This is a genomic window from Streptomyces flavusporus, assembly GCF_046267975.1.
GTDB classification, from domain to species: Bacteria; Actinomycetota; Actinomycetes; order Streptomycetales; family Streptomycetaceae; genus Streptomyces; species Streptomyces flavusporus.
The window spans coordinates 7,655,001-7,669,245 of sequence record NZ_CP176503.1; the positions used below are offsets into that span (position 1 = coordinate 7,655,001).

A 14,245-nucleotide genomic window follows, 5' to 3' on the forward strand; every position below is an offset into this window, starting at 1 on the left:
TAACCGGTTGATATTCCGGTACCCGCTGTGAAGCGTCAAACATCGAATCCGGTGATGCTAAGCCCGTGAAACCGCCGTGTGCGTCTTCGGACAAGCGCGGAGTGGTGGAGCCGGTGACCCGAGCTGGTAGTAGGTGAGTGATGGGGTGACGCAGGAAGGTAGTCCATCCCGGGCGGTGGTTGTCCCGGGGTAAGGGTGTAGGACGCAAGGCAGGCAAATCCGCCTTGCATACGGCTGAGACCTGATGCCGAGCCGATTGTGGTGAAGTGGATGATCCTATGCTGTCGAGAAAAGCCTCTAGCGAGTTTCATGGCGGCCCGTACCCTAAACCGACTCAGGTGGTCAGGTAGAGAATACCGAGGCGTTCGGGTGAACTATGGTTAAGGAACTCGGCAAAATGCCCCCGTAACTTCGGGAGAAGGGGGGCCACACCCGGTGATCACTCTTGCAGTGTGAGCTGGGGGTGGCCGCAGAGACCAGCGAGAAGCGACTGTTTACTAAAAACACAGGTCCGTGCGAAGCCGTAAGGCGATGTATACGGACTGACGCCTGCCCGGTGCTGGAACGTTAAGGGGACCGGTTAGCTCACCTTCGGGTGGGCGAAGCTGAGAACTTAAGCGCCAGTAAACGGCGGTGGTAACTATAACCATCCTAAGGTAGCGAAATTCCTTGTCGGGTAAGTTCCGACCTGCACGAATGGCGTAACGACTTCTCGACTGTCTCAACCATAGGCCCGGTGAAATTGCACTACGAGTAAAGATGCTCGTTTCGCGCAGCAGGACGGAAAGACCCCGGGACCTTTACTGCAGTTTGATATTGGTGTTCGGTTCGGCTTGTGTAGGATAGCTGGGAGACTGTGAGCCCTGGACGCCAGTTCGGGGGGAGTCGTCGTTGAAATACCAGTCTGGTCGTGCTGGATGTCTAACCTGGGTCCGTGATCCGGATCAGGGACAGTGTCTGATGGGTAGTTTAACTGGGGCGGTTGCCTCCTAAAGGGTAACGGAGGCGCCCAAAGGTTCCCTCAGCCTGGTTGGCAATCAGGTGTTGAGTGTAAGTGCACAAGGGAGCTTGACTGTGAGACCGACGGGTCGAGCAGGGACGAAAGTCGGGACTAGTGATCCGGCGGTGGCTTGTGGAAGCGCCGTCGCTCAACGGATAAAAGGTACCCCGGGGATAACAGGCTGATCTTCCCCAAGAGTCCATATCGACGGGATGGTTTGGCACCTCGATGTCGGCTCGTCGCATCCTGGGGCTGGAGTCGGTCCCAAGGGTTGGGCTGTTCGCCCATTAAAGCGGTACGCGAGCTGGGTTTAGAACGTCGTGAGACAGTTCGGTCCCTATCCGCTGTGCGCGCAGGAGTCTTGAGAAGGGCTGTCCCTAGTACGAGAGGACCGGGACGGACGAACCTCTGGTGTGCCAGTTGTCCTGCCAAGGGCATGGCTGGTTGGCTACGTTCGGGAGGGATAACCGCTGAAAGCATCTAAGCGGGAAGCCTGCTTCGAGATGAGGACTCCCACCCACGTGATGGGGTAAGGCTCCCAGTAGACGACTGGGTTGATAGGCCGGATATGGAAGCACGGCAACGTGTGGAGTTGACCGGTACTAATAGGCCGAGGGCTTGTCCTCAGTTGCTCGCGTCCACTGTGTCAGTTCTGAGGCAACGAACAGTTGCCGGCTTTGAGTCGAACAGACAATTGAAGAGTGTGCTTGTTCGCTCGAAACCAATAGGGTTTCGGTGGTCATAGCGTGAGGGAAACGCCCGGTTACATTCCGAACCCGGAAGCTAAGCCTCACAGCGCCGATGGTACTGCAGGGGGGACCCTGTGGGAGAGTAGGACGCCGCCGAACAATCTTTGAAGGACCCCTGGTCACCAGCGTTCAGCTGGGACCAGGGGTCCTTTTGTTTTTTCCAGAGCGCGCGGCGTACGCGGCTGCGCGAGAATGACTTGCGGTACCGAAGACAGGAGTCACCGATGTCCACCAACTCTCCCGAGGACCGACCGGAGCGCGACCCGCGGCGACGGGATGGTGGGGATCGCGGCGACCGAGGCGGCTACCGCGGCGATCGTGGTGACCGTGGTGACCGCGGCGGTTTCCGGCGGGACAACGACCGTGGCGGGTACGGCCGGCGCGACGATCGCCGCGGTGATGACCGGGGTGGGCGTGGTGGCTTCCGCCGCGATGATCGCCGCGACGACAGGCGCGATGATCGCCGTGACAGTGACCGGGGTGGATACGGCCGGCGTGACAGTGACCGTGGATCGCGTCCGTCCTTCCAGCGCGGTGACCGTGACCGTGGGCCGCGTCGGGACGACCGTGGCAGCCGTCCCGGTGGGTTCCGGCGGGACGACCGCGGTGACCGCCCTGCTTTCCGTCGGGACGACGACCGTGGTGACCGTCCTTCCATCCGTCGGGACGATGACCGTGGCGGGTACGGCCGACGCGACGATCGGCGTGGTGATGACCGTGGTGGCTTCCGCCGCGATGACCGCCGCGATGACCGTCGTGATGTCCGCCGGGACGACCGCCGCGACGAGCGCCGCGATGTCCGGCGTGACAGTGACCGCGGTGGATACGGTCGCCGCGATGACCGCCGCGATGACCGCCGGGACGACCGCCGGGACGACCGCCGCGATGACCGCCGGGACGACCGCGACCGTGGCTTCCGGCGGGATGAGCGGGGTGACCGAGGTGAGCGCGGTGGGTTCCGGCGGGACGATCGTCGGGGCGGGGAGCGCGGTGGCTACGGGCGCCGCGACGACAGCCGGGGTGAGCGCGGTGGGTACCGGGGTCGGGACGACCGTGGTGGGCGTGGTGCGCCGCGTAGGGACGACCGTGGTGGCCGCCCTGGTGGCTTCCGTGGCCGCGACGACCGGCACGGTGGCGGTGGCGGCCGGTTCCGTGAGGAGCGGGACCGTGACCGTGAGCCGATCAAGCGGCTGCCGATCCCCGAGGACGTGACCGGCGACGAGATCGACAAGGACGTACGGCAGGAGCTGCAGAGCCTGCCGAAGACGCTCGCGGACGATGTCGCCAAGAACCTGGTGATGGTCGCCAGGCTCATCGACGAGGACCCCGAGAGGGCGTACGGCTACTCCAAGGTCGCCCTGCGGCTGGCCTCGCGCGTGGCGGCCGTTCGGGAAGCTGCCGGGTTCGCGGCGTACGCGAACCAGAAGTACGGGGAGGCGCTGGCCGAGTTCCGTGCGGCGCGGCGTATGACCGGCAACGTCGATCTGTGGCCCGTCATGGCCGACTGCGAGCGGGGCCTGGGACGGCCGGAGAAGGCGCTCGACATGGCCGGCGCGCCCGAGGTGCACAAGCTCGACAAGGCCGGGCAGGTGGAGATGCGGCTGGTCGCGGCCGGTGCCCGGCGTGACATGGGGCAGCTCGACGCGGCCATCGTGACGCTGCAGAGCCCCGAGCTGGCCTCCAGCTCCGTACAGTCGTGGACCGCGCGCCTGCGGTACGCCTACGCCGACGCACTGCTCGCGGCCGGGCGGGAGCGCGAGGCACGGGAGTGGTTCGCGAAGGCCGTCGAGGCGGACCGGGACGGCAGCACGGATGCCTCGGACCGGCTTGCCGAGCTGGACGGCGTGGAGTTCGTCGACGCTCTCGACGAGAGTGAGAGTGAGCTGAGTGACGAGACCGGTGAAGGCCGGGACGACGACAAGCACTGACGTGCCCGAGTGAAGGGGGTGGGACCCGGAGACGGGTCCCGCCCCCTTCGTATGTCAGATGTCCAGTACGCGCAGCACCAGGCCGGACGCCGGTTTCGGGCCGAACGACGTCGACTTGCGGGGCATCGTGACGCCTTGGCGGGCGAGGTCCCGTACGACTTCCTCGCGGACGGGGTGCATCAGTACGGCCGTGCCGCCGTCGCGTTCCGCCTTGGTGACCGTGGCGGACGCGTCGTGGATGTAGGCGATGTGCGTGGGGGAGTCCTCGGGGATGTGCCAGACGTGGGCGAGGAGCGTGGCGTGCAGGACCGTGGCGTCGAGGGTGCGCCATGCGGTGGGGCGGTCGGTGGGGACCGTACGGGAGAGCAGGTCCGGGTCCGGGCGGTCCACCAGGTGGAAGGCGCCGTCGCCGGCCAGGAGGAAGGCGTTGCCGGCGGACGCCGCGTCGCCGAGGGCGGCAAGCGCCTCGGTCAGCGGTGCGTCGAGGCGGCGTACACGGAACCAGCCGTCGAGGGCGGCGAGGGCGTCGGCCACCGGCAGTCCGTGCAGAAGGCGGTGGATGGCGCGGACGCGCAGGGGGTAGCGGGCGGTGTCGACCAGCAGGACCAGGCCGTAGTCCCAGGGGCTGGGGGACGGGTGCTCGGCGCGCAGGAGGCAGTAGGTGGCCCAGCGGTGGTGGCCGTCGGCGATCAGGGCCTGGCGGTGGGCGAGATCGGACTGGATCCGGGCCACGTCGCCGGGGTCCGTGACGGACCAGAGGCGGTGGCTGAAGCCGTCCTCCGTGGTCGTGGCGAGCAGGGGGGGCTTCTCGGCTGTGCGTTCCACGACTTCGGTCGTGGCGGCCGCCGGGCCGTTGCCGCGGTAGGTCAGGAGGAGGGGCTCGAGGTTCGCGGAGGTGGCGCGCATCAGGTCCGCGCGGTCGGCGACGATGTGCGGCATGACGTCCTCGTGCGGCAGGACCACACCCTCCGTCGGATCCGAGACCCGCAGGGCGCCGATGAGTCCGCGCTGGAGCATGCCGTTGCCGTCGTGCTGTTCGTATACGTAGAGGCCGGGCTCCGGGTCGGGGGTGAGGATTCCGTCGGTGAGCCAGCGGCGCAGGGTGTCCGCGGCCTGTGCGTTACGGGCGGTGGGGGTGGCGGCCTCGGGGAGGATCAGACGGACGATGTTGTGCGGGTCGGCCGACTGCAGGTGCTGCAGGCCGTCGGGGCGCACGACGACGTCGTAGGGAGGGGATGTCACGGCGGCCAGGCTGCCGACCCGGTCGGGGTCGTAGCGGAGCCCTCGGAACGGGGTGAGTTCCAGGCCTCGGCGCGTCGTTGCTTCCGGGTGACCTGCTGTGTTCATCTCGGCATCGTACGTGTGTCGGTGGCATGGGGGATGATCGGGGGAAAGAGGCCGAACCGAGGAGAGATGCGGAATGAGCCAGGGGGTCAGGACCAGGCCCGAGGGCTGTGGGCAGGCGCTCAGCGAGGCGTACGACACGGCGCTGCTCGACCTGGACGGAGTGGTGTACGCGGGCGGGAACGCGATCGTGCACGCGGTCGACTCGCTCGGTGCGGCCCGGGCGGGCGGGATGCACCTCGCGTACGTCACCAACAACGCGCTGCGGACCCCGGACACCGTGGCCTCGCATCTGACCGCGCTGGGCATACCCACGACGGCCTCGGACGTGATCACTTCGGCGCAGGCGGTGGCGCGGCTGATCGCCGAGCAGGTGCCGTCGGGAGCCCGGGTACTGGTGATCGGCGGTGAGGGGCTGCGGGTGGCGCTGCGGGAGCGCGGGCTCGTTCCCGTCGAGTCGGCGGACGACGATCCGGCGGCGGTCGTGCAGGGGTTCGGCGGGCCGGAGTTGCCGTGGGGGCGCTTCAACGAGGCGTGCTACGCCATCGCGGCGGGCGTGCCGTGGTTCGCGTCGAACACCGACCTGACGATTCCGAGCGCACGCGGGATCGCGCCGGGCAACGGCGCTGCCGTGGAGGTGGTGCGGATCGCGACCGGCGCCGAGCCGCAGATCGCGGGCAAGCCGCTGCCTCCGATGCACCGGGAGACGGTCCTGCGCACGGGGGCGAAGCGGCCGCTGGTGGTGGGGGACCGGCTGGACACGGACATCGAGGGCGCGTTCAACGGCGAGGTCGACTCGCTGCTCGTCCTGACCGGCGTGACCGACGGGCCGCAGCTGCTCGCCGCGCCGCCGCAGCACCGGCCGACGTATGTCGACGCCGATCTGCGGGGGCTGCTCACCGGGCAGCCGGAGATCGCCGAGGCGGGCGACGGATTCCGGTGCGGAGGCTGGACGGCGACGGCCGGCGCGGAGCGGCTGGAACTCGACGGTGACGGCGAGCCCGTGGACGGACTGCGCGCCCTGTGCGCCGCGGCCTGGACGGCGGCCGGTGAGGGGGCGTGCGAGCTGGACGGGGGGAAGGCGCTGGCGCGGCTGGGTTTGTGAGACGGGGTCAGCTCTTCCCTGCGCCGGGGTCGGGATCTTGATCCGATCAGAGGGTAGGCTAACCTAACCACGTGTTGGTTGAAAGTCCTCCCGAACAGCGCGCGGACCTCACCTCTGCGCCTCCGAACCGCCGGGTGATACGTGCCTTTGGGCTGCTCGTGGCCGTGGCGATCATGGTGCTCGTCGCGCTGGCGAGCATCGCCGTCGGCGCGAAGGAGCTCTCTCCGGAGCAGGTCTGGCACGGCCTGTTCCAGAGCACGGGGACCTACGGCGACGTCGTGGTCGACGAACGGCTGTCCCGGACGGTCCTCGGGCTCCTCGCCGGCGCGGCGCTCGGTCTGTCCGGGGCCGTGTTGCAGGCGCTCACCCGCAATCCGCTGGCCGATCCCGGACTGCTCGGCATCAACGCGGGCGCGTCCGCGGCGGTCGTCACCGCCCTCACCTACTTCGGCGTGACGAGCCTGAGCGGCTATGTGTGGTTCGCGTTCTTCGGCGCGGCCGCGGTCGGGGCGCTGGTGTGGTTCCTGGGCGGTAGCCGGGGGGCCACGCCGGTCCGGCTCGCGCTGGCCGGGACCGCGATCAGCGCCGCGCTCTACGGCTATCTCCAGGCCGTGATGATCATGGACGATGCCGCGCTGGGCAAGATGCGCTTCTGGACGGTCGGTTCGCTGACCTCGGCGACCGACGAGACCATCACACAGGTGCTGCCCTTCTTCCTGGTCGGCTCGCTCCTCGCGCTCGCGCTCGCCCGGCCGCTGAACGCCATGGCCATGGGCGACGACACCGCCAAGGCGCTGGGCGCCAACCTGAACCGGACCCGGGCGCTGTCGATGCTCGCCGCCACCGTGCTGTGCGGGGCCGCGACCGCAGCCTGCGGGCCGATCGTGTTCGTCGGACTGATGGTTCCGCATGTCGTGCGGTCCTTCACCGGGCCGGATCTGCGCTGGATCCTGCCGTATGCGGCGATTCTGTCGCCCGTGCTGCTGCTCGGCGCGGATGTGCTCGGCCGGATCGTCGCCCGGCCCGCGGAGGTCCAGGTCGGCATCGTCACCGCGATCATCGGCGGGCCGGTCTTCATCTTTCTCGTACGACGGCGGAGGACGGCCCAGCTGTGAAGACCAACCGTGCCGTGCGCACGCCGGGCGGGCTGTCCGTGCGCCTGGACGTGCGGACCCTCGCCGTCGTCCTCCTGCTGCTGCTCGCCGCGCTCGCCGCGAGCGTCGTGCTGATCGGTACCGGCGACTTCCCGATCCCGGCCGGCGACGTGCTGAAGACCCTGGTCGGGAACGGCGATGCCGGTCAGGAGTTCATCGTCAACGAGCTGCGGCTGCCGCGGGTCCTGGTCGCGCTGCTGGTCGGCGCCTCGCTGGGTCTCGGCGGTGCGCTGTTCCAGTCGATCTCCCGCAATCCGCTGGGCAGCCCGGACGTGCTCGGTCTCGGTCAGGGGGCGACGGCCGGTGCGCTCGTCATGATCGTGCTGTTCTCCGGGAGCGCGAACGCCGTCACCCTCGGCGCGCTCGTGGGCGGTCTGGGGACCGGGCTCGCCATCTACGTGCTGGCCTGGAAGCAGGGCGTGCACGGCTATCGGCTGGTCCTGGTCGGTATCGGTGTGTCCGCCGTCGTCACGGCCGTCAACGGCTATCTGCTGACCAAGGCGGACATCGTCGACGCGGCCCGCGCGGTGGTCTGGATGACCGGCTCGCTCAGCGGCCGGGACTGGGAGCAGGTCTGGCCGCTGCTCGCGCTGTGCGCCGTCCTCGTACCGCTCGTGCTGGCCAATGCACGGGGGCTGCGGATGCTGGAGATGGGCGACGACGTCTCGTACGCCCTCGGGGTGCGTGTCGAGCGCGTACGGCTGCTGCTGATGGTGGCCGCCGTCCTGCTCACCGCGGCGGCCACCGCCGCCGCCGGCCCCGTCAGCTTCGTCGCGCTCACCGCGCCGCAGCTCGCCCGCCGCCTGACCCGCTCGCCCGGCCCGAACCTGCTGCCGTCCCTGTGCATGGGCGCCGCCCTGCTGGTCACCGCCGACTGGATCTCGCAGCGCGTCTTCGGCGCCGACCAGCTGCCCGTGGGCGTGGTCACCGGCGTGCTCGGCGGTGTCTACCTGCTGTGGCTGCTGGTCACCGAGCGCAGGGCGGGCCGGATATGACGGCGAGCAACAGCACCGAGCTGAACAACACAAGGAGCACCGTGAACCGCCTGACCGCCGAGAGCGTCACCCTCGCCTACGACCAGCGCGTCATCGCCGAGCAGTTGTCGGTGGAGATCCCCGACAACTCCTTCACCGTGATCGTCGGTCCGAACGCATGCGGCAAGTCGACGCTGCTGCGCGCGCTGTCGCGAATGCTCAAGCCCAGCCAGGGCCGGGTGCTGCTGGACGGGCAGGTCATTCAGTCGATGCCCGCGAAGAAGGTCGCCCGGACCCTCGGCCTGCTGCCCCAGTCGTCGATCGCGCCGGACGGGATCACGGTCGCCGACCTCGTGGGCCGTGGCCGCTATCCGCACCAGGGGCTCCTGCGCCAGTGGTCCACCGAGGACGAGCGGGTCGTGCAGGAGTCCATGGCGCAGACCGGTGTCGCGGAGCTCGCGGATCGTTATGTCGACGAGTTGTCGGGTGGTCAGCGCCAGCGCGTCTGGATCGCGATGGCGCTCGCCCAGCAGACGCCGTTGCTGCTGCTCGACGAGCCGACGACATACCTGGACATCCAGCACCAGATAGACGTCCTCGACCTGTGCGCCGAGCTGCACGAGGAGCAGGGCCGCACCCTGGTGGCCGTTCTGCACGACCTCAACCACGCCGCCCGGTACGCCACGCACCTCATCGCGCTGCGCGGCGGCGAGGTGATCGCCGAGGGTGCGCCGAACGACATCGTCACCGCCGAGCTGGTGGAGGAGGTCTTCGGGCTGCGCTGCCAGGTCATCGACGACCCGGAGACCGGGACCCCGCTCGTGGTGCCGGCGGCGCGCAAGGCCCGGGCGAAAGCCCCGGCCGTGGCGGCTACAGAAGCTTCCTGAGGCGGAACAGGTCGAACAGGCTCGCCTCCAGCTTCACCCGGCCCGAGCCCCAGGCCTTCGCGAAGTTCAGCTCGCCGTCCACCAGCGCCACCAGGTCGTCGCCGGCCAGCGTCAGCCGGATCTGCGCCTTCTCGGGCGGCGGTCCCTGGAGAGTGTCGTGCACATTGATCCGGCCGTCCTCGAGGCGGCCGACGAAGGTGATGTCCAGATCGGTGATACGGCAGCTCACCGAGCGGTCCAGCGCGGCGGCAGCCCGGACGTCGCCCTCGGCGTGCTGCATGTTGTCCGAGAGTTTCTCCAGTGCGGCGCGGCACTCCTCGATCGTGGCCATAGCGATCGACGGTACCCCAGCGCTTCGGGGTAGCGTCGGGGCATGAACGACTCGGTTCAGCAGACGGAGATCCCTCAGGAGGCGGCGCCGGCGCAGCCCGAGTACGACCCCGCCGCCCCCGCCCCGCTCGAGGTTCCCCGCACCCCCACCGGCAACCCCGAGGTCGACGCACAGCTGGAGCGGCTGGCCGACGCCGACCACCTCGCCACGGACGGACACCTCGAGGTGTACGAGGATGTACATCGGGGGCTGCGCGACGCGCTCACCGCGCTCGACGCCCGCCCGGGACCTCCGGTGCCCCCATCGTCGTATGGCAGTAGGAGCTGAACCGAACGTGGCAGGAGTCGCACGTCGCCGTCTCGACGCGGAGCTGGTCCGCCGCAAGCTTGCGCGCTCGCGTGAGCATGCCGGCCAGCTGATCGCCGCCGGGCGGGTCACCGTCGGCAGGACCGTCGCGACCAAGCCGGCCACGCAGGTGGAGACCGCGGCGGCCATCGTCGTCGCGGCCGACGACAACGATCCCGACTACGTGTCGCGGGGCGGCCACAAGCTCGCCGGCGCGCTGAAGGCGTTCGTCCCGCAGGGGCTCGTCGTCGAGGGGCGGCGGGCGCTGGACGCCGGTGCGTCCACCGGAGGCTTCACCGACGTGCTGCTGCGGGCGGGGGCCGCGCATGTCGTCGCCGTCGACGTCGGATACGGGCAACTCGCCTGGAGTCTGCAGAGCGATGAACGCGTCACGGTCAAGGACCGTACGAACGTACGCGAGTTGACGCTTGAGGCGATCGATGGGGAACCTGTGGATCTTGTGGTGGGGGATCTGTCCTTCATCCCCTTGGGACTGGTCCTGCCCGCACTGGTGCGATGCGTGCGGCCGGACGCCGATCTGGTGATGATGGTGAAGCCGCAGTTCGAGGTGGGCAAGGAGCGACTGGGCAGCGGGGGAGTCGTACGGAGTCCGCAGTTGCGGGCCGAGGCCGTGCGCGGGGTGGCCGAGCGGGCCTGGGAGCTGGGGCTCGGGGTGAAGGGTGTGACGGCCAGTCCGTTGCCCGGGCCCTCGGGGAATGTCGAGTACTTTCTGTGGCTGCGGGCCGGGGCTCCCCGACTGGACCCGGCCGACGTTGACCGTGCAGTGGCGGAGGGGCCGCGTTGACACCGAACCGAGCTCGTACTGTTTTCCTGCTGGCCCACACCGGGCGACCCGCGGCGATCCGCAGCGCCGAGCTGGTGGTCAAGGGGCTGCTGCGGTCGGGGATCGGCGTCCGGGTGCTGGAGGCGGAGGCGGAGGATCTGCCCCTGCCGGACGAGGTGGAACTCGTCAAGGAGGCGACCCCGCAGTGCCTCGACGGGTGCGAGCTGCTCATCGTGCTCGGTGGTGACGGGACGCTGCTGCGGGGCGCGGAGTTCGCCCGAGCCTCCGGGGTGCCGATGCTCGGCGTCAACCTCGGGCGGGTCGGGTTCCTCGCCGAGGCCGAGCGGGACGATCTCGACAAGGTTGTCGACCGGGTGGTGACGCGGGCGTACGAGGTCGAGGAGCGGATGACCGTCGATGTCGTCGTGCTCAGCAACGGGGACATCGTGCACACCGACTGGGCGCTGAACGAGGCGGCCGTGCAGAAGGCGGGCGCCGAGAAACTGCTCGAGGTCGTGCTCGAGATCGACGGGCGGCCGGTGACGGGGTTCGGGTGTGACGGGATCGTTCTCTCGACGCCCACCGGATCGACCGCGTATGCGTTTTCCGCGGGTGGGCCTGTGGTGTGGCCCGAGGTGGAGGCGCTGTTGATGGTGCCGATCAGTGCGCATGCACTGTTCGCGAAGCCGTTGGTGACGTCACCGGACTCGGTGCTCGCGGTGGAGGTGGCGCCGCATATTCCGCCGGGGGTCTTGTGGTGTGACGGGCGGCGGACCGTGGAGTTGCCTCCTCGGGCGCGGGTCGAGGTGCGGCGGGGGGCTGTGCCGGTGCGGCTGGCTCGGCTGCATCATGCTTCGTTCACGGATCGGCTGGTGGCGAAGTTTGCGTTGCCGGTTTCCGGGTGGCGGGGGGCGCCGCATTAGCGGTTCGCCGTGGGTGTTTCGGTGCGTGGGCGACTGCGGGTTGTTTGTGGTTGATCGTGCCCCTTAGCGGCATGCACTCACGTGGGTGACATGGGTGGGCCGCGTGCACTTCCCTGCCCCGACCTCGTATGGTCGTGTCCGTGTTGGAGGAGATGCGGATACGGTCACTCGGAGTCATCGACGATGCCGTCGTCGAGCTGTCGCCGGGGTTCACCGCGGTCACCGGTGAGACGGGTGCGGGCAAGACCATGGTGGTCACCAGCCTGGGGCTGTTGCTGGGTGGGCGTGCGGATCCGGCGCTCGTGCGGATCGGAGCCGGGAAAGCGGTCGTGGAGGGGCGGATCACCGTGCCCGACAACGCCTCGGTCGCCGTACGGGCCGAGGAGGCCGGGGCCGAGCTCGACGACGGAGCCTTGCTGATCAGCCGTACCGTTTCCGCCGAGGGGCGGTCGCGGGCGCATCTGGGTGGGCGGTCGGTGCCCGTGGGGGTGCTGGCCGAGCTGGCCGACGAGCTGGTCGCCGTGCACGGGCAGACCGATCAGCAGGGGCTGCTGAAGCTGTCCCGGCAGCGGCAGGCACTGGACCGGTATGCCGGTGACGCCGTCGCCGTGCCGCTCGCCAAGTACACAGAGGCCTACCGGCGGCTGCGGGCCGTCTCCGCCGAGCTGGAGGAAATCACCACACGCGCGCGTGAGCGGGCCCAGGAAGCCGACATGCTGCGGTACGGGCTCGACGAGATCGCCGCCGTGGAACCGCGGGCCGGTGAGGACGTGGAGCTGGCCGAGGAGGCCGAGCGGCTCGGGCACGCGGAGGCGCTGGCGTCGGCCGCGGCCGCCGCGCACGCCGCGCTCGTGGGCAACCCGGAGGACCCCGAGGGCGTCGACGCCTCGACCCTCGTCGCGGGCGCGCACCGGGCCCTGGAGGCCGTACGGTCCCACGATCCGGCGCTGGCCTCGCTGGCCGACCGGATCGGGGAGGTCGGGATCCTGCTGGGCGACGTGGCGGGGGAGTTGGCCGGGTACGCCGACGATCTCGACGCCGATCCGCTGCGGCTGGCCGCCGTCGAGGAGCGGCGGGCCGCGCTGACCGCGCTGACCCGGAAGTACGGCGAGGACATCAACGCCGTACTCGCTTATGCCGAGCAGGGCGCCGCGCGGCTCACCGAGCTCGACAGCGATGACGAGCGGATCGGGGAGCTGACCGCCGAACGGGACGCGCTGCGGACCGAACTGGGCGGGCTGGCGCAGGCGTTGACGGATGCGCGCACCGAGGCGGCGAAGCGGTTCGCCGCCGCAGTGACCGCCGAACTGGCCTCGCTGGCCATGCCGCACGCGCGCGTGTCGTTCTCGATCCGGCAGACCGAGGACCCGGAGGGCGTCGAGGTCGGCGGACGTGCGGTGGCGTACGGGCAGTCCGGTGTCGACGAGGTGGAGCTGCTGCTCGCGCCCCACCCGGGCGCGCCGCCCCGGCCCATCGCCAAGGGTGCGTCCGGCGGTGAGCTGTCCCGCGTGATGCTGGCCGTGGAGGTCGTGTTCGCGGGGACGGATCCCGTGCCGACGTATCTCTTCGACGAGGTGGACGCCGGCGTGGGCGGCAAGGCCGCGGTCGAGATCGGGCGGCGGCTGGCGCGGCTGGCGAAGACCGCGCAGGTCGTCGTGGTGACGCATCTGCCGCAGGTGGCCGCCTTCGCCGACCGGCAGTTGCTGGTCGAGAAGACGAACGAGGGGTCGGTGACCCGGTCCGGCGTCAAGGTTCTGGAGGGCGAGGAGCGGATCCGGGAGCTGTCGCGGATGCTGGCCGGGCAGGAGGACTCGCAGACGGCCCGGGCGCATGCGGAGGAGCTGCTCAAGACGGCTCGGGCGGACGTGTGACGGTGTCGAGGTCCACCTCCCTCGCCATCACGGCCGCCCTCACCCGCGCCGGACTCGCCGCCCTGCGGGCCACCGCGCCCGGTGGGCGGGAGCGGTGGGAACGGAAGAACTACGCCGGGAGGACCGTGGAGTTGTACGCCGGACCCGCGGCCGCCCTCGCGGCGGCGGCCGGCGTCGGGCGAGTGAGTCCGCTCGCGGGGGCCGCCCTGGTGGCCGTCGGCGCCTGCGGGGCGTATGACGACGTCGCCGGGGATCACCGGCGCGGCTTCCGGGCGCATCTGGCGGCGCTGCGGGACGGTGAGGTCACCAGCGGTGCCGTCAAGCTGTTCGGGATCTCCGCGGCCGGGCTGCTCGCGGGCGCGGCGCTCAAGGAGCGGCCGCTGGACAAGGTGCTGGCCGGCGTCGTGATCGCCGGTGCCGCGCACTTCGTCAACCTCATGGACGTACGGCCCGGGAGGGCTGCCGGAGCGGTCCTCGCACTCGCGGCGCCGGGGCTGCTGCGGAAGGGGCCGGGCGCGGACATGGCCGCCGCCACGTCGGGGGTGGCTGCCGCGGTGCTGCCCGATGACCTGAGGGAGCGCGCGATGATCGGTGACACCGGCGCGCATGCGCTGGGAGCCGCCCTCGGGGCAGCCGTTGTCGTCGGTGGGGGAGGGCGGATCGGGCTGGCCGTCCACGCTGCGGCGGTCGTGGCCGCGGCGGTCTGCGGCGATCGGGTCAGCGAGTTGGCGAGGTCACTCGTGTGAGTGACTCGGGTCGCTGGGTTGCCTACGGCCGAGGCGGTCGACGGGCCCTTGACGGCCGTATGCCCTGGCATGCTTGGGCGGGTACGCCAGGAAGCCGAGCGGTA

13 protein-coding genes and 2 rRNA genes (1 of these 15 running past the window's edge) are annotated in these 14,245 nt (G+C 70.0%); 12 read left to right on the forward strand and 3 right to left on the reverse strand.

The features are described from left to right. A 23S ribosomal RNA gene (locus ACKTSN_RS36100) occupies nt 1-1,626 on the forward strand; it begins 1,497 nt to the left of the window's first position. A 105-nt stretch (nt 1,627-1,731) separates the two neighbouring features. Then, nucleotides 1,732-1,848: ribosomal RNA gene (rrf, locus tag ACKTSN_RS36105) — 5S ribosomal RNA — on the forward strand. A 119-nt stretch (nt 1,849-1,967) separates the two neighbouring features. Here rrf and ACKTSN_RS36110 read toward each other — a convergent pair. Then, on the reverse strand, nt 1,968-2,879 hold the full coding sequence (locus ACKTSN_RS36110; RefSeq protein ID WP_409475135.1) for a hypothetical protein: 912 nt from the start codon (nt 2,877-2,879) through the stop codon (nt 1,968-1,970). Nucleotides 2,880-2,939: 60 nt separating this feature from the next. On the opposite strand from ACKTSN_RS36110, the gene ACKTSN_RS36115 reads away from it, so the two are divergent. Further along, nucleotides 2,940-3,677 carry a hypothetical protein gene (locus ACKTSN_RS36115; protein ID WP_409475005.1) on the forward strand — a complete coding sequence of 246 codons (738 nt, stop codon included), beginning with the start codon at nt 2,940-2,942 and terminating at the stop codon, nt 3,675-3,677. Nucleotides 3,678-3,731: 54 nt separating this feature from the next. Here ACKTSN_RS36115 and ACKTSN_RS36120 read toward each other — a convergent pair whose 3' ends face one another. Beyond that, a complete protein-coding gene (locus ACKTSN_RS36120) occupies nt 3,732-5,024 on the reverse strand; it encodes a DUF1015 domain-containing protein (protein ID WP_409472951.1) in 1,293 nt (430 codons plus the stop codon). A gap of 73 nt (nt 5,025-5,097) precedes the next feature. Here ACKTSN_RS36120 and ACKTSN_RS36125 point away from each other — a divergent pair, with 73 nt between their 5' ends. From ACKTSN_RS36125 to ACKTSN_RS36140, 4 genes are all read left to right on the forward strand, one after another. After that, nucleotides 5,098-6,126, forward strand: coding sequence for an HAD hydrolase-like protein (locus tag ACKTSN_RS36125; protein ID WP_409472952.1), 1,029 nt, complete (start codon nt 5,098-5,100; stop codon nt 6,124-6,126). Nucleotides 6,127-6,197: 71 nt separating this feature from the next. Next, a complete protein-coding gene (locus ACKTSN_RS36130) occupies nt 6,198-7,241 on the forward strand; it encodes a FecCD family ABC transporter permease (protein ID WP_409472953.1) in 1,044 nt (347 codons plus the stop codon). After that, nucleotides 7,238-8,275, forward strand: coding sequence for a FecCD family ABC transporter permease (locus tag ACKTSN_RS36135; protein ID WP_409472954.1), 1,038 nt, complete (start codon nt 7,238-7,240; stop codon nt 8,273-8,275). Before ACKTSN_RS36130 ends, ACKTSN_RS36135 begins: the two co-directional genes overlap by 4 nt. Next, entirely contained in the window at nt 8,272-9,141 is an 870-nt protein-coding gene (locus tag ACKTSN_RS36140; protein ID WP_409472955.1) for an ABC transporter ATP-binding protein, read from the forward strand. Before ACKTSN_RS36135 ends, ACKTSN_RS36140 begins: the two co-directional genes overlap by 4 nt. Here ACKTSN_RS36140 and ACKTSN_RS36145 read toward each other — a convergent pair. Further along, complete coding sequence (locus ACKTSN_RS36145; RefSeq protein WP_409472956.1) at nt 9,125-9,472, reverse strand: SCP2 sterol-binding domain-containing protein; 348 nt, start codon at nt 9,470-9,472, stop codon at nt 9,125-9,127. The genes ACKTSN_RS36140 and ACKTSN_RS36145 overlap by 17 nt on opposite strands. A gap of 42 nt (nt 9,473-9,514) precedes the next feature. Between ACKTSN_RS36145 and ACKTSN_RS36150 the strand changes: the two genes are divergently transcribed. The 5 genes from ACKTSN_RS36150 to ACKTSN_RS36170 all read left to right on the forward strand — a co-directional run bounded on the left by ACKTSN_RS36150 (nt 9,515) and on the right by ACKTSN_RS36170 (nt 14,141). Continuing rightward, complete coding sequence (locus tag ACKTSN_RS36150; RefSeq protein WP_409472957.1) at nt 9,515-9,799, forward strand: hypothetical protein; 285 nt, start codon at nt 9,515-9,517, stop codon at nt 9,797-9,799. Nucleotides 9,800-9,806: 7 nt separating this feature from the next. Then, entirely contained in the window at nt 9,807-10,622 is an 816-nt protein-coding gene (locus ACKTSN_RS36155; RefSeq protein WP_409472958.1) for a hemolysin, read from the forward strand. After that, nucleotides 10,619-11,524, forward strand: coding sequence for an NAD kinase (locus tag ACKTSN_RS36160; RefSeq protein ID WP_409472959.1), 906 nt, complete (start codon nt 10,619-10,621; stop codon nt 11,522-11,524). The genes ACKTSN_RS36155 and ACKTSN_RS36160 overlap by 4 nt, the downstream gene beginning before the upstream one ends. Nucleotides 11,525-11,652: 128 nt before the next feature. After that, nucleotides 11,653-13,395, forward strand: coding sequence for a DNA repair protein RecN (gene recN, locus ACKTSN_RS36165; protein ID WP_409472960.1), 1,743 nt, complete (start codon nt 11,653-11,655; stop codon nt 13,393-13,395). Nucleotides 13,396-13,397: 2 nt separating this feature from the next. Further along, nucleotides 13,398-14,141: a hypothetical protein gene (locus tag ACKTSN_RS36170; protein ID WP_409472961.1), complete on the forward strand. Its 744-nt coding sequence runs from the start codon at nt 13,398-13,400 to the stop codon at nt 14,139-14,141. Nucleotides 14,142-14,245: the final 104 nt, after the last annotated feature.

Excerpts from the sequence above, each read along its gene's own strand:
- ACKTSN_RS36125 (WP_409472952.1), top strand. The coding sequence starts at position 5,098 with ATGAGCCAGGGGGTCAGGACCAGGCCCGAGGGCTGTGGGCAGGCGCTC.
- ACKTSN_RS36120 (WP_409472951.1), bottom strand. The coding sequence starts at position 5,024 with ATGAACACAGCAGGTCACCCGGAAGCAACGACGCGCCGAGGCCTGGAA.
- ACKTSN_RS36145 (WP_409472956.1), bottom strand. The coding sequence starts at position 9,472 with ATGGCCACGATCGAGGAGTGCCGCGCCGCACTGGAGAAACTCTCGGAC.
- recN (WP_409472960.1), top strand. The coding sequence starts at position 11,653 with ATGGTCGTGTCCGTGTTGGAGGAGATGCGGATACGGTCACTCGGAGTC.
- ACKTSN_RS36150 (WP_409472957.1), top strand. The coding sequence starts at position 9,515 with ATGAACGACTCGGTTCAGCAGACGGAGATCCCTCAGGAGGCGGCGCCG.
- ACKTSN_RS36140 (WP_409472955.1), top strand. The coding sequence starts at position 8,272 with ATGACGGCGAGCAACAGCACCGAGCTGAACAACACAAGGAGCACCGTG.